This window comes from Kitasatospora sp. NPDC005748, assembly GCF_040630735.1.
Classification (GTDB): domain Bacteria; phylum Actinomycetota; class Actinomycetes; order Streptomycetales; family Streptomycetaceae; genus Kitasatospora.
Genome location: NZ_JBEXYD010000017.1, coordinates 78705 through 92914, shown reverse-complemented (window position 1 = coordinate 92914; position 14210 = coordinate 78705). Strand labels below are relative to the sequence as shown.

General features: G+C 71.5%; 18 protein-coding genes. All 18 read left to right on the top strand.

What is annotated here, in order from left to right:
* Nucleotides 1-3: 3 nt before the first annotated feature.
* The 18 genes from ABZ495_RS15795 to ABZ495_RS15710 all read left to right on the top strand — a co-directional run bounded on the left by ABZ495_RS15795 (nucleotide 4) and on the right by ABZ495_RS15710 (nucleotide 14210).
* A complete protein-coding gene (locus ABZ495_RS15795) occupies nucleotides 4-909 on the top strand; it encodes an HK97 family phage prohead protease (protein ID WP_359836304.1) in 906 nt (301 codons plus the stop codon).
* Between the two features lie 9 nt (nucleotides 910-918).
* Nucleotides 919-2244 (top strand): phage major capsid protein, encoded by a 1326-nt coding sequence (locus tag ABZ495_RS15790; protein WP_359836302.1) that lies wholly within the window; start codon nucleotides 919-921, stop codon nucleotides 2242-2244.
* A gap of 14 nt (nucleotides 2245-2258) precedes the next feature.
* Nucleotides 2259-2471, top strand: a complete 213-nt coding sequence (locus tag ABZ495_RS15785) for a hypothetical protein (protein ID WP_359836300.1) — start codon at nucleotides 2259-2261, stop codon at nucleotides 2469-2471.
* Between the two features lie 115 nt (nucleotides 2472-2586).
* Nucleotides 2587-2847 carry a hypothetical protein gene (locus ABZ495_RS15780; RefSeq protein WP_359836298.1) on the top strand — a complete coding sequence of 87 codons (261 nt, stop codon included), beginning with the start codon at nucleotides 2587-2589 and terminating at the stop codon, nucleotides 2845-2847.
* The gene (locus tag ABZ495_RS15775) at nucleotides 2834-3385 is read left to right on the top strand and encodes a mobile element protein (protein WP_359836296.1); all 552 of its coding nucleotides are present in this window, start codon (nucleotides 2834-2836) and stop codon (nucleotides 3383-3385) included. The genes ABZ495_RS15780 and ABZ495_RS15775 overlap by 14 nt, the downstream gene beginning before the upstream one ends.
* Entirely contained in the window at nucleotides 3382-3729 is a 348-nt protein-coding gene (locus ABZ495_RS15770) for a hypothetical protein (RefSeq protein ID WP_359836295.1), read from the top strand. The genes ABZ495_RS15775 and ABZ495_RS15770 overlap by 4 nt, the downstream gene beginning before the upstream one ends.
* Before the next feature lie 15 nt (nucleotides 3730-3744).
* A complete protein-coding gene (locus ABZ495_RS15765) occupies nucleotides 3745-4026 on the top strand; it encodes a hypothetical protein (RefSeq protein WP_359836293.1) in 282 nt (93 codons plus the stop codon).
* Nucleotides 4023-4454 carry a hypothetical protein gene (locus tag ABZ495_RS15760; protein WP_359836291.1) on the top strand — a complete coding sequence of 144 codons (432 nt, stop codon included), beginning with the start codon at nucleotides 4023-4025 and terminating at the stop codon, nucleotides 4452-4454. Before ABZ495_RS15765 ends, ABZ495_RS15760 begins: the two co-directional genes overlap by 4 nt.
* A 16-nt stretch (nucleotides 4455-4470) precedes the next feature.
* Nucleotides 4471-5250: a hypothetical protein gene (locus tag ABZ495_RS15755; RefSeq protein WP_359836289.1), complete on the top strand. Its 780-nt coding sequence runs from the start codon at nucleotides 4471-4473 to the stop codon at nucleotides 5248-5250.
* 84 nt (nucleotides 5251-5334) lie between these two features.
* Nucleotides 5335-5682 carry a hypothetical protein gene (locus ABZ495_RS15750; RefSeq protein WP_359836287.1) on the top strand — a complete coding sequence of 116 codons (348 nt, stop codon included), beginning with the start codon at nucleotides 5335-5337 and terminating at the stop codon, nucleotides 5680-5682.
* A 182-nt stretch (nucleotides 5683-5864) separates the two neighbouring features.
* Nucleotides 5865-6068 (top strand): hypothetical protein, encoded by a 204-nt coding sequence (locus ABZ495_RS15745; protein WP_359836286.1) that lies wholly within the window; start codon nucleotides 5865-5867, stop codon nucleotides 6066-6068.
* A 44-nt stretch (nucleotides 6069-6112) separates the two neighbouring features.
* Nucleotides 6113-8974 carry a phage tail tape measure protein gene (locus tag ABZ495_RS15740; RefSeq protein WP_359836283.1) on the top strand — a complete coding sequence of 954 codons (2862 nt, stop codon included), beginning with the start codon at nucleotides 6113-6115 and terminating at the stop codon, nucleotides 8972-8974.
* Between the two features lie 3 nt (nucleotides 8975-8977).
* Entirely contained in the window at nucleotides 8978-9871 is an 894-nt protein-coding gene (locus tag ABZ495_RS15735; RefSeq protein WP_359836282.1) for a phage tail protein, read from the top strand.
* Nucleotides 9872-9884: 13 nt separating this feature from the next.
* On the top strand, nucleotides 9885-11063 hold the full coding sequence (locus ABZ495_RS15730) for a hypothetical protein (RefSeq protein ID WP_359836280.1): 1179 nt from the start codon (nucleotides 9885-9887) through the stop codon (nucleotides 11061-11063).
* On the top strand, nucleotides 11063-12145 hold the full coding sequence (locus ABZ495_RS15725; RefSeq protein ID WP_359836279.1) for a hypothetical protein: 1083 nt from the start codon (nucleotides 11063-11065) through the stop codon (nucleotides 12143-12145). Before ABZ495_RS15730 ends, ABZ495_RS15725 begins: the two co-directional genes overlap by 1 nt.
* Complete coding sequence (locus ABZ495_RS15720) at nucleotides 12145-12852, top strand: hypothetical protein (RefSeq protein ID WP_359836278.1); 708 nt, start codon at nucleotides 12145-12147, stop codon at nucleotides 12850-12852. Before ABZ495_RS15725 ends, ABZ495_RS15720 begins: the two co-directional genes overlap by 1 nt.
* 9 nt (nucleotides 12853-12861) lie before the next feature.
* Nucleotides 12862-13209 carry a hypothetical protein gene (locus ABZ495_RS15715; protein WP_359836276.1) on the top strand — a complete coding sequence of 116 codons (348 nt, stop codon included), beginning with the start codon at nucleotides 12862-12864 and terminating at the stop codon, nucleotides 13207-13209.
* Between the two features lie 8 nt (nucleotides 13210-13217).
* Nucleotides 13218-14210 carry a peptidoglycan recognition family protein gene (locus ABZ495_RS15710; RefSeq protein ID WP_359836274.1) on the top strand — a complete coding sequence of 331 codons (993 nt, stop codon included), beginning with the start codon at nucleotides 13218-13220 and terminating at the stop codon, nucleotides 14208-14210.

The window sequence follows — 14210 nt, the reverse complement described above, 5'->3', positions numbered from 1 at the left end:
GCGGTGCCACGCACCAAGCAGTGCACAGCCCGCATCAAGGCCGCCGGCACCGCCGACGGCCTCAGCGAAGGCCAGTTCACAGCCCTCGTCAGCGTCTTCGGGAACACCGACAGCGTCGGCGATGTCGTCCAACCGGGCGCGTTCACCAACACCCTCGCGGACTGGGCGGCCAAGGGCGACCCGATCCCGGTCATCTGGTCGCACGACTGGGGCGACCCGTTCTCCCACGTCGGCATCGTGATGACCGCGACGGAGACGGCGGACGGCCTGGAGGTCACCGGCCAGATCGAGGACATCGACACCAACCCGAAGTCCGCGCAGGTGTACCGGCTGCTCAAGGGCCGCCGCGTCACCCAGTTCAGCTTCGCGTACGACGTCATCGAGGGCGCCTGGGTCGAGGGCACCGATAGCGAGAACAGCCGCTACGGCTACTACGAGCTGCGCGAACTCAAGCTCTACGAGGTCGGCCCGTGCCTGGTGGGCGCCAATCAGGAGACGGAACTCCTGGCCGCGAAGACGGAGGCGCTGGCCCGCGGCGTCAAGGAGGGCCGCGTTCTGGGCGCGAAGCACTTGGACCGCCTGAAGGACGCGCACGCGGCGCTCGGCGAGGTCATCGCCGCCGCCGAACCTGAGAAGAACACCGCCCCGCAGGCCGCCCCGCCCGCCACCGGCCCCGAGCCGGCCGCGAAGGCCGACCCGCCTGCCCCTGCGGACGAGGACGCCCTCTTCGAGCGCTTCGCCGCCCGCATGGCCAAGCAGCACGGCCAGCCCCTCCCCCCCAGCAGCACCGACGAGACCACGCCGGACCTCCGCGAAGCCCCCGACGGGGCCGCCAAGGACGGTGCCGCCTCGCTCCGCCTGCGTACCCGCCTCGAACTCCTGGAGTTCGAGAACTCGCTCACGGACTGAGGACATCGAATGCCCACGAAGACCGAGCTCTCCGAGCTCATCAAGCACCACCTGACCGAGGCCCGCGCCATCGCCAAGGCCGCCGAGGACGACGGGGAGCGGGACTTCACGCCGGAGGAAGCCGGCCAGCTGCGCGAGCACATGGCCAAGGCCACCACCGCCCGCGCCGACCTGGAAGCCATCAAGGGCAACGACGAGCTCCGCAAGACCCTCGCCGACCTGGGCGAGGACATCGCCCTGAACGCCAAGACCGAGGGCGGTCGCCGTCGTACCGCCTCCGGCTTCGAACTGCCGGCTGCGGGCAAGACTGTGGGCGAGCAGTTCACCGAGTCCAACGAGTACAAGGACCTGCTCGCCGCCGCGCCGAACGGCAACTTCGCGAAGAACCAGCGGGTTCAGTCCGGGATGGCCGGCTTCAAGTCCCTCGTCACGGGCCTGTCCGACACCTCCGCCGGCGCGCTCGTCGTCAACGACAACATCGGCCTCCAGGTCGGCCTCAGCGCCTTCCAGCGCCCGCTGCGGATGCGCGACGTGGTCACCACCGGCCGCACTACCTCCGACACCGTCGAGTACGTGCGGCTGACCGCCGTCACCAACAACGCGGCGCCGGTCGCGGAGGCCACCACCGCGGCCGCCCCGACCGCCCCCGGCGGTGCCGGCGCCCTGGTCAACGCGGCGGGCGGCGGCTACAAGCCCGAGTCCGGCTTCACCACCGCCAAGATCTCCACCAACGTCAAGACCATCGCGAACTGGCTGCCGATCACCAAGCGCGCCATCTCCGACGCCGCGCAGGTGATGACCCTGATCGACGCCTTCCTCAAGTACAACCTGGAGGAGGAACTCGAAGACCAGATGGTGCAGGGCGACGGCACCGGCGAGAACTTCGACGGCATCGGCAACGTCAGCGGCGTCCAGTCCCAGTCCTGGGACACCGACCTGCTCACCACCCTCCGCAAGGCCAAGACCAAGGTCAAGACGGTCGGCCGGTCCGTCGCCAACGCCTACCTCCTCAACCCGGCGGACACCGAGACCATCGACCTGCTCCAGGACAGCGAGGCGCGGTTCTACTACGGCGGGCCGGCGGTGGCGGGCCCCGACCAGATGTCGATGTGGCGCCTGCCCGTCATCGAGACGGAGGCGGTCCCGGCGGGCACCGGCTACGTCGGCGACTTCAAGAAGTGCATCCTCTGGGACCGCGAGCAGGCCACCATCCAGATGACCGACTCCCACCTGGACTTCTTCGTCCGGAACCTGGTCGCCGTCCTCGCCGAGATGCGCGCCGCGTTCGGCGTCATCCAGCCGAACGCCATCGTCGAGATCGACCTCACCGCCTGATCGGGGGCACGGACATGGCATACCTCAACCCCGCGGCCGCGGCCGCCCGTCGGGCCCGTCAGACGGCGGCCGTCGCCGATGCCGGGGCCGCCACCTCGGTTGCCGCCGCCGGCGCGACCCCCACCAAGGCTGAGTACGACGCCCTGCGCACCGACTACCTGGCGCTGCGGACCAAGGTCAACGCGCTGCTCGCCGCGATGCGCACCTCCGGCCAGCTCGCCCCCTGATGCAGGGCTTCCACCGGCAGGTGGCAGGGCGGTGCCCGTGCGGCGCCCACAACGCGGCGTGCGGGCACCGCCCTCCACCAGCATCCCCATCGACCTACCCATCCAGGAGGCCGCCGTGGGCGGACAACTGAAGAAGTACACGGTCACCCTGCACGGCACCCGGACCGTGATGAAGCTCAACGCCGCCGACGCCGAGCGCCTCGGCGGCGTGCCCCTCGACGGACCGGAGCCCGAAGCCGGGCCCGAGACGCCGCCGGCTGGCGAAACCACATCGGAGCCGTTCGTCGAGGTGCCGGAGAGCAAGCGCCGACCGACGGCGGCCAACAAGGCCCGCGCCGCGGCGACCAACAAGGGTGGCGAGGGTGTCGACGACTGAGCTCCTCGCCGACCCGGCGGAGCTCGCCATCTGGCTCGGCAAGCCTGCCGATGATCCGCTGCTGCTGAACGCCCTCACCGCCGCCAGCCGCCGTTTTCGGGGCGCGGTGCGCCACCCGGTCACTGCGGTGGCCGGCGACATCATCACCCTCGACGGCAACGGCCGGGACGCGATCCTGCTCCCGGCCGCACCCGTCACCGCCATCACCTCCGTCGTCCTGAGCGGCACGACGCTGGTGGAGGGCACGGACTACGAGTGGTCCGCCGACGGCTACCTGCGCCGGATCGGCTGCCTGTGGCCGTGTCGCCTGCGGTGCCTGGTCGTCACCTACGACCACGGGTGGGCCGAGGTGCCCCAGGACATCCAGGAGGCGGTCATCGACCAGGCCCGCTCCATGTACCGAGTGCAGCCCGGCGTGCAGTCCTACGCCGCCGGCTCAGAGTCGGTGACCTTCGGCGCGCAGGCCAGCGTCGGTGTCACCTCGCAGTGGTCCGCGGCCGTTGCGGCCCACCGGCTCCGCAAGGGGGACGACGCGTGATCTGGGACCAGTCCGTCGTACGTGTCCGGGCGGGCACGACGACGGACCGAGGCGGGAACACCGTGCCGGACTGGGCCCCCGGCGCAGTGTCCCGCACCACCATCGAGCAGCTGTCCGTCCAACCGGTCTACCAGTCTGAGAGCACCACCGCCGAGCGCACATCGGTCCTTACGGGCTGGCGGGTTCTCTCCGCGCCCGGTACGGACCCGGACGTCCGATCCGGTGACCGTATCGAGCACGACGGGCTGCTGTGCGAGGTACAGGGCGAGGTCGGCCGCTGGCCGGACCCGCTCACTGGCGCCGTGCACCACGTCGAGTGGCAGATGCGCCGCTCCACCGGCTGAACCGAAGGAGGCCCCGTGGGCGTCGCCGAATTCCGGCTGGACAGCGCAGGAGTGCGCGAGGTGCTGCGTTCCCCGGAGGTCAAACAGATGGTCGACGCCGCCGCCGAGAACATCGCCGGCAACGTCCGGGCGGCGGTCCCCGTCCCGGACAAGGTCGAGGTCCGCGCCTACACGACCGACCGTGAGGCCGCGTCAGTGACCGTCGCGGACCGGCGGGCGATGGGCTGGCAGGCGCGCGACGGCATCCTCACCAGGGCGGCCGGCCAGATCGGCGCCGAGGTGAAGGAGACGCGGTGAGCTGGTCTGTGCCGGTGGTCTTCGCCGATGCCCAGGCCGCCGGCGCCGAGGTCCTGCGGGCAGCCCTGACCGGGCGGGCCGAACCGTACGTGGTCGGGGTACTGGTCGGCACCCGCGTACCCGACGGTCGAAGCCCAGAAGATCCGCACCTGCCCTACGTGATGGTGCGGCTGGACGCCGACCGGCCGCACCCGTCGATGGCTGACACGCGCGTCACGCTGCGGGTCACCGTCTGGCACACCGGCCCCGACGAAGCCCATGACCTCGCCCAGCTGACCCGGGCCCTGCTCGTCGCCCACCGCGGCCCGGTGCTGCGGACGGTGAGCCCGCTGACCGGGCCGATCCCCGCCACAGACCCCGACTCCGGAGTCGACCTGTCCACGTTCACGGTGTCGGCGTCCGTCCGGCCCACCCCCATCACCCCCTGAGAGAAGGAGATCCGGCATGTCCGGAAACACCGGCAACGCGAGGCTGTGGACGGACGCCGACGTCTGGGTCGCCTCAAGCCTGGCCACCGCCAACCCGACCGACGCCAACACCCCGTTCGGGGCCGGCTGGAACCTGATCGGCCTGCTCGACGGCGACGACGGCATGCCTGAGTCGCGCGACGAGGACACCGCCGACTACTACGCCTGGGGCGGCATCATCGTCAGGACCAGCCGCAAGAACTTCAAGCTCACGAAGTCCTTCAGCGCGCTGGAGGACAACGCCTACACGAGGGCCCTGCTGTGGCCGGGCTCGTCCAGCAGCCAGATCGTCGTTCCGAAGCCCGTCAACACGAAGATCGCGTTCGAAACGAGGGACGCGTCCACCGGCCTGACGGAACGGCTGATCACCCGCAACTACGCGGTCATCACCCTCGACGGCGATCGCGACGTCAACGAGACCGACCTCAGCAAGTCGACGTTCGCCGCGGTGATCTACCCCGACTCCGCGGGCGTGCTCTTCGACAAGCAGTCCAGCCTGGCCGTCGTCTCCCTGGCCGTCGGCCCGACGACCAAGGCCCTCGCCGTCGGCGCGGTCGGCGCGATCACCGCCACCGCCACGCTCGCCGACACCACCACGCGGGACGTCACGTTCGACCCGCAGTGCAAGTGGACGACCAGCAACGCCGCGAAGGCCACCGTCGCCTACGGCTACGTCACCGGCGTCGCCGCCGGTACCGCGAACATCGTTGCCACCTACCAGGGACTGACCGCCACGTGCGCGGTCACCGTGTCCTGACCGAGCCCCGGGGCGGGCGAGCTGCGCGGTCCGCCCGCCCCGGTTACCACCACCCACCGCGCGCCCTGAAGGAGTCCACCGCGCATGAGCAACACCAAGGCCGCCCGCCGGCCCGACAACCAGCCGTTCAACTTCAACCTCGACGCCGTCCGCTACGAGGCCGATCTGACGCCGTTCACCGTCCAGTGGTCGGGCAGCCGGTGGGAGTTCGCCCACGTTCAGAGCCTGTCCGTCTGGGACCTGCTGGAGGCTGCTGAGGGTGGCGACGTCGAGGCGATGATCGGCGTCTTCCGGACCGCGCTCGGCGACGAGCAGTGGAAGCGTTTCCGGGCCGTGCCCCTCGCCCAGTACCAGCTCCAGGCCCTGTTCACGGCCTACCAGGAGCACTGCGGGATGGCGCCGGGGGAATCTCCGGCCTCCGACGGCTCCTGAGGGAGCACGGGGAGGCAATCGAGGCGGACCTCGCCAGCACCTACCCCGGGGTCCGCCTGCGCCACCTGTACACCGGCGAACTGACCTGGCGCGAGCTCGGTGTCCTGATCCGGGGCCTGCCTCCGACTGCCCGGCTGCGGGCCGCCCTCAGCAACCAGCCGATCTGGTCACAGACCGAGTACATGCTCGCTGACCTCTGGGACGTCCTGGCGTCCGCGAACTGGCAGCGCGGCGGCGACAAGAACCAGCCTCGGCCAGGCCCGTACCCGCGCCCCGGCCACCCCGGCACCCGCCGTGATCCCGCCGTGCGGGAGGCCTCGCGTGCTGCCGCCCGCGAACGGGCCCGCGCGCACAGGCAGGCCGTCGAAGCAGGCCACATCACCTGACACCAGCGAGGGGGTGGCCTGTGCCCACGGTCGGCTACGCAACTTTGCAGGTCATCCCCTCCGTCCAGGGCATCGGCAACCAGATCCGCGAGCAGATCATCGGGCCCGTCGCGGAGTCCGGGGACCAGGCGTCCGAAGGGTTCGCCAAGCGCCTGGCCAAGGGCCTCGCGATCGGCGTGGCCGGCGCCGCGGCCGCCGTCGGCGCCGTCCTCGTCAAGGGCCTGGGTGACGTCCTCGAGCAGGGCCAGATCACCGGCAAGCTCCAGGCCCAGCTCGGCGCGACCGGCCCGGACGCCGCCAAGTACGGCCGTGTCGCCGGCCAGTTGTTCTCCGGCACCATGGCGGAGAGCTTCGAGCAGGGCACCGAGGCGATCCGCTCGGTCATGTCCGCGGGCCTGCTGCCGCCGGGCGCTACCGAAGCGCAGATCAAGCAGATCTCCACCAAGGTCCTCGACCTGTCGACCGCCTTCGATGTCGACCTCGGCGAGACTGCGACCGCGGTCGGCCAGTTGATCCGCAACGGCATGGCCAAGGACGCCCAGTCCGGCCTCGACTTGGTGGCGGCGGGCCTTCGCGGCACCGACGCCCGAGGTCAGGACGTCCTGGAGACGTTCGGCGAGTACTCGCCGGTCTTCAAGACGATGGGCCTGGACGGGTCCACTGCCATGGGCCTGCTGCGGCAGGGCCTTGAGGGCGGTGCCCGCAGCACCGACAACGTCGCCGACGCAATCAAGGAGTTCAGCCTCAAGGTCACCGGTGGCGGCAAGGCGATCGACGAGGCGTTCAAGGCGGCAGGTCTCAACGCCACGAAGGTCACCGACGACGTCGCCGCGGGCGGGCCCCGCGCGACAGCTGCCCTGGGCACCGTCCTGGACGCCCTGCGGCAGATGCCGGCCACCGCCGAGCGTGCCCAGGTCATTCAGAACCTGTTCGGAGGCCCCGGCGAGGACCTCGGCGCCGCGATCTTCTCTCTCAACGTCAAGACCGCGGCCTCCTCGCTCGGCACGCTGGCAGGCGCCGCCGACGCCACCGGCAACGCCCTGCGGGACAACGCCGCCACGAAGATCGAGGCGTTCAAGCGGGGCCTGGAGCAGGGCGTCGTCCAGTTCGTCGGCGGGCAGGTCCTGCCCGCTCTCCAGCAGGGCGCGAGCTTCCTCACCAGCACGTTCGGCCCCGCGTTCGGCGAGGCCGCCGACTGGGTCCGGGGCAGCGCCATCCCGGCGGCCGCGGGCTTCGCCCATGAGGTCGCCGACCGGCTGGTCCCCGCCGCCGCCAGCGGCGCGACCTGGCTCAAGGACCACCTCGGCGAGGCAGCTTCCAAGGTCGGCACGTTCGTCCGCGACGACCTGGTGCCCGCGGCCAGCCAGGCAGCCAACCTCCTGGGCAGCGAGTTCGGCCCAGTCGTCTCCAACGTCGCTGACATCCTGGCCAACGACGTAGCCCCGGCCGTGCTGACGGCCGGCGGCTGGCTCGCGAACAACCTGCTGCCCGCGGTCCGTGACGGCGCGGTCTGGCTCGGCGAGCACCTGGTGCCCGCCGTCGCCTCCGTCGCCACCTGGCTGACCGGCACGTTCGTCCCCGCGCTCATCGACACCGCCCGCTGGCTGGGCGACAACCGAACCACAATCGGCATCGTGGCCGCCGCGATCGGCACACTGCTGCTGCCAGTCCTCATCACCACCGCGGTCAGCTACACCCAGGCCGGCATCGCGGCCACGGTCAGCGCGGCCCAGCAGGTCGCCGCGTGGTTCACCACGGGCAGCTCTGCGGTCACCAACGCTGCCCTGTCGGTGGCCGCCTCGTATCAGACGGTGGGCGGCTGGATCGCCTCGGGCGCCTCCGCGGTCGCCTCGGGCGCCCAGCAGGTCGCCGCGTGGGTGGCGACCGGGGCGCGGGCGGTCTGGGGCATGGCTCTGCAGGCCGCGGCCGCCGCCGAGGTGGTGGCGGGCTGGGTGCTGATGGGCGCGCAGTCTCTGCTGCGGGCGGGGCAGATGGCTGCGGCGTGGCTGATCGCGATGGGCCCAGTCGGCCTGATCATCGCCGCGGTCGTCGGCCTGGTCGCCTTGATCGTCCTGAACTGGGACACGGTCAAGAACGCGACCATCGCCGCCTGGAACTTCATCTGGGGCCTGATCAAGGACGTCGCGAACTTCATCTGGCAGCTCTTCCTGAACTGGAGCCTGCCCGGGTTGATCATTAAGCACTGGTCGGCCATCAAGGACGGGGCGGTCGCCGGCTGGAACGCGGTCCTGGACTTCGTCAAGCAGGTCCCGGGCTGGATCTACAACGCCTTCCTCAACTTCACCCCGATCGGGTTGTTGATCAAGCACTGGGAGAGCATCAAGCAGGGCGCCGTCGCGGGCTTCTCGGCCACGGTCGAGTGGATCAAGGGCGTCCCCCAGATGATCCTCAGCGCCCTCGGCAGCCTCGGCAACCTGCTGCTGTCCGCCGGCGGCGACGTCGTCCGCGGCCTGTGGAACGGCATCTCCAACATGGGCGGCTGGCTGAAGGACAAGCTGGTCGGCTTCGCCAAGTCAGCCATCCCCGGGCCAATCGCCTCCGCCCTCGGCATCAATTCACCGTCGCGTGTGATGCGGGATGAGGTCGGCCGCTGGATTCCCGCCGGCATCGAGGAGGGCATCGAGGGCGGTCGCGCCAGCCTGGCCCGCACCATGGCCGGCCTGGTCAACATCCCGGACGTGGTGCCGGCGGCCTGGTCCCGCCTCGCGCCCGCACCCACCCCGGCGCCGACCTACGCCGCGGCCGGCCCGAGCACGGCATCCGGCGCCTACACGGCCGCTGGCGCGGGCTCGGCCCTGTACGTGGAGAACTACTACGAGTCCGAGTCCGGCGGCGCCCAACAGACCGCGATGGACCTCATGGTCCTCGCCAAGGGCAGGGGGTGAGGCGTGGCCGGCGAGCTCATCACAGGCGACCTGCAGATCCAGTGGGCCGGCCAGCTCTGGGGCGACGGCACCGACTACTCCGTCGTCGAGATCCCCGGCTGGGAAGACCTCCCGGGAGTCGACTCCGGGTCGAGCCTGCGAGCCCAGCAGATCGGAGCCCTGCCCGGGCAGCTCCTCGCACAGGCCCGCAGCATCACCTGCACCATGCAGGTGACTGCAGACCCCGCGAACTGGCCGGCCATCCGGCGGGCACTCATGACCGCCACCACCATCCGCCAGGACGAACAGCCGCTAGTCGTCCAGCTGGCCGGCCAAAAGCTCCTGGTGAACGCGCGCATCACCCGCCGGGCCGTAGCCACCACCACGGCCGGGGTGCTCGGCAATCCGCTGGTCACCCTGCTGTGGGAGGCCTCTGACCCGCGCCGCTACGACGTGGCCGAGCAGTCGGCGTCAGCGGTCCTGCCGACCGTCGAGACCGGCCTCTCCTTCGGCACGCCAACAGAGACCGGCCTCTCCTTCGGCACCCCGGAGTCCGGGCTGAACTTCGGGACTCCCGGGGCGACCGGCGACCTGCTGGTGGTCAACGCGGGTGACACCGCCGCGCATCCGGTGATCGAACTGCGGGGCCCGGTGGTCACGCCGACGGTCACCCTCGGCTCGGTGCGACTGGAGTACGCGATCACTCTCGGCGCCACGGACGTCCTGGTGGTGGACACGTGGGCAGGCACGGTCACCCTCGGCGGCCAGTCCCGCATCAGTACCGCCACCAACCGGTCCGTGCCCGAGGGCCTGTTCACCATCCCGCCCGGCCAGTCCGTCATCAACTTCCGCGCCGACCCGTCGTCCACCGATCCCGCCGCGCAGGCCACCGTCCGGTGGCGCTCCGCCTACATGTGACAGGAGGCCTCCCATGGCTGTGACCGCCGCCTGGAACGCGCTGACCGGACTGACCAGGGCAGCGATCCGGCTGGCCACCGTGACGATGACCCCGACGGGCAGCACGACCGTGCGCTCCGGTGTCATCCCCGGGGGTACGCCGCTGCTGCTGACGGGCTCGGCGATGACCGGCTCGGTGGCGCCGGGCCGGGCCGTGGTGCAGGGCACGTCCGCTCAGGGCGCCTACCCGGTCGTGGTCGACGCCGCCACCGCGATCACCGTCCCGAACGGGCACGCCTCGTTGCCCCGCATCGACACGGTGTGGCTGGTGGTCGGCGACCAGGACTACGACACGTCCGGTGTGCGGCAGGCCGCGATCGTCTACCAGCAGGGCACCGCGGCCGCTTCCCCTACCGCGCCGACGGCGCCGACCGGGTACACCGCCTACCTGCGACTGTGGGACATCGCGGTCCCGGCCAACGCCTCCTCGGGCTCGCCGATCAACTGGGTCTCGGCCTTGACGGACCAGCGGGTCTACACGGTCCCGGTCGGCGGCATCACCCCGGGCGCCGCAGCAGGCTCGTACGCGGGCCAGTGGCGGGACGCGGGCGGGGCAGCGGGCATCCTGGAGCGCTACTCGGGCTCCGCCTGGGAGGCCGCAGTTCGGCTCGGCAACTCCGGGCTGCTGTCCCTCGGCGACGTGTCCCTGTCCCGCACCGCCGCGGGCATCGCGACCCTCGCCGGCGGGCTGGTCGTCACCGGTGTCGGCGGGACCGTCAGCGCCTACAAGACCACCGCCCAGGATGCACCGTCGACGACGCTGGTCAACGACTCCCAGCTGTTCGTCACCGTGGCGGCGAACGCCACCTACGAGTTCGACGGCTGGCTCTGGTACGCCGGCGCCGCCCCAGCCTCCAGCTCCGACCTGGTGGTGTGCTTCAGCATCCCCGCCGGCGCGACCATGACCTGGGCCCGCTTCGGGTCGCCGGTCAACGACGCCTACAACATGGACGTCGTCACCACCGACCACGCCGACACCAGCCGCCCCCTCGGAACGTTCGCCGTCCCCGTCGCCGCACGGCCCGGCGGCCGCCTCGTCACCGCGGGCACCGGCGGCACCGTGCAACTGCGCTTCTCCCAGGGCACCAGCCGGCCCGGCTCGCCGAGCACCATGCAGGCCGGCAGCTGGATTCGTTTCCGCCGGGTGGCCTGATGGCCTACCAGCTCCTCGTCTGCGACCTGATGACGGACACGCGCCTGGAGGTCCTGCCGATCAGCGGCGTGTCCTGGGACGACTACATCGGCAAGACCGGCTCGCTGAGCGGGACTCTGCCGGTGTCGTCGTCGGCGATGGCCCAGCGGATCCGGGAGACGGCACTGCCCGGCAGGACCATGCTGCACCTGATGGAGGACGGGCAGCTTGCCTGGTCGGGGGTGCTGTGGACCCGCACCCGCCAGCGGGACGCCCGCGGTTTCTACTCGTGCGCGATCCAGGCCGGCGGGCTGGAGGGATACTTCCGCTCCCACCGGCTGCTGCTCGCGGACCTGGTGGCCGTCGGCGCCGACCAGTTCGACATCGCCCGGCAGCTGATCACCTACGCGCAGGCGCAGGCCGGCGGCAACCTCGGCGTCGAGTTGGACGCCTCTCTCTCCGGGGTGCTCCGGGACCGCTCGTACTCCCGCTACGACCTGCCGTGGATCGGCAACGCCCTCGACCAGCTCGCCGCCACCCAGCAGGGCTTCGAGTGGCGGATCCAGGTGTGGGCCGACTCGGCCGGCGTCCGGCACCGGTCCCTGCGCCTGGGCTACCCCATGCTGACCGTCGGGGGCGCCGACATGGTCCTCGACTCGCCGGGCCCGGTCACCACCTACTCGCTGCCGGAGGACGCGACGGCGATGGCCAACTCCTGGCAATCGAGGGGCGCGTCGACGGGCACGGACATGGGCGCCGAGCAGGTGCCACTCATGTCGGCCCTGCTGACCACGCCCTCGGACTGGTCGGCTGGCTGGCCCCGCCTGGACGGCACGAGCGACTACTCCACGGTGGAGACGCAGGACGTCCTCGACCAGCACGCGGCCGGCGACCTCGCCCGGGCCGTGCGGCCGGTGGCGGTGCCATCGGTGTCGTACACCGGCGGGGACCGGCCGCAGCTCGGCTCGTATGTGCGGCTGAGGATCACGGACACCTGGCACTACGACGGCCTGGACGCCCGCTACCGCGTGGTCGGCCTCAAGGTCAGCCCGGCGGAGCGCGGCCGAGCGCAGACCACGGACCTGTTCCTGGAGGTGGCCTGATGCCCGCCCAGCAGCAGGATCTCGGCGACTGGATGCGGTGGGTCGAGGACCAGCTGCGGGAGATCGCGGGCCGCGCGCAGACACGGCCGGCGCAGAACACGGCCACCAGCGCGGACGTGATCGTCGGAGCGAGCCGGGCCCTGCGCGTCCTCAAGGCGTCCGGCGCGGGGGATCAGTTCCTCCTCGGCCAGAACGGCGTCCAGCGGGAGGCCCGCTTCTACCGCACGGACGGCAGTCTGGCCTTCTCCGTCGCCACCGCCTCCGCCGCCCCGCAGTCGGTCACCGTCTACGACACCGCGGGCAACGCCGTCCTGAAGGACGACACGACCGCGTGGGGCCTGGCCCGGCCCTGGATCCCGGTGCCGGTGGCGTCCGCCCTGACGTTCACTTCCGCGTCCTGGACCACTCTCTACCGGGGCACCTGGCAGGTTCAGCACCCGGTGGTGTTCGCCGAGTTCAGCCTGACCGCGCCTGCCAGTACTACCTGCCAGGCCCGGCTGATGCTCGACACCGGCGGCACCCCCGTCCAGCTCGGCCCCACCCTCACCGCGTCCGCCACCGACGCGGCCGCCAGCTTCACCGTCGACCCGGTCGCTCACGGGCTGACCTTCGGCCAGGCCGGGACTCTGCTGCTGCAGGTCCAGCGGACTGCTGGCACCGGCACCTGCACCGTCTGGAACAAGGGCTTGTGGGCCCGCCAATCCTAGGGAGTCATCGTGATCATCGACCCGAACGAGCCGTGGGGGCTGCCCCTCGACTACATGGGCCGCGCGACGGAGATGGTGATCGAGCAGGGCCTGCCCGTCGCTGTCACGGTCGCCGACGCCGAGCCCGGCCGCCGCGACAGCCCGACCATCACCGCCTCCATCACGGTCATGAGCCCCGATTACACCATGACCGCCCAGCTCTCCGTCGTCACCCTGGCCGCCTACACCGGCACCAGCTGGGAGCCGGAGCCGCTGCTCGTGAAGACGGCCGTCGAGCAGGCCGCCGCCGAGGCGCTCGGCCACCTGGAGTGGCTCGCCACCCTGCTGCCCGAGCCGACCACACCCCCCGCCCCCTGAGGATCCCCATGAAGCTCGTCACCCGCGCGGACCTCGGCTGGCCCGCCTCCGCCGCACCACTCCAGGCCACGACCCTCGGCGTGAAGGTCCACTATGAGGGCACCCCGGTCTCCGTCAGCCTGCTCTCCGACCACGGGGCGTGCCTGCGCGAGTGGCAGAACATCCGCGCCTCCCACCTCGCCAACACGGCCGAGAACTACTCGGACGTCGCCTACAACTACGCGGCCTGCCCTCACGGCTACCTGCTGGAGGGCCGCGGCATCGGGCGTCGCACCGGCGCCAACGGCAACCAGGACCTGAACCGCGCGCACTACGCGATCGTCGGCCTGGTCGGCGACTCCGGGCTGACCCAGCCGACCGCCGCCATGCTCGGAGCGATCCGCGACGGCATCGAACTCCTGCGCGCCCACGGCGCCGGCCAGGAGATCAAGGGCCACCGCGACGGCTACGCCACATCCTGTCCGGGTGGCCCGCTCTACGCCTGGGTAGAGGCCGGCGCTCCCCGCCCCACCACGACCACTCCCGCGCCCACGCCGGCGCCCACCCCGTCCGAGGAGGACGACATGCCCTTGACCGACGCCGACCTGGCCCGCATCCGCGGGGTGCTCACGAGCCAGGAGGTCCTGGCCGACATCGCCGTGGCGGTACGCCGCTACGAGGAGGGCGGCCCGTCCATGGTCGAGCTCCTGGACGAGATCCCTCAGCGAGTCTGGGATCACAAGCTGCCCAGGCTGCGGGACGACTGGACCAAGGACGGCGACCTGGAGGCGTACTGGTACGTCGCCGGGAAGGACGTCTCGGACCGGTCGGTGGCCCAACAGTTCGCCGAGCTGAAGGCCCTGCTGGGCGCCCAGTCCGCTGCCATCACCGCGCTAGCCCACCAGGTCACCGCCGGGACGCCGGTCGACGCCGACGCGCTGATCGCCCAGATCAAGGCCGCCATCGCGGGCATCGAGGTCCACCTCACGACCGCTGGCACCCCGGCCCCGAAGGAGTCCTGA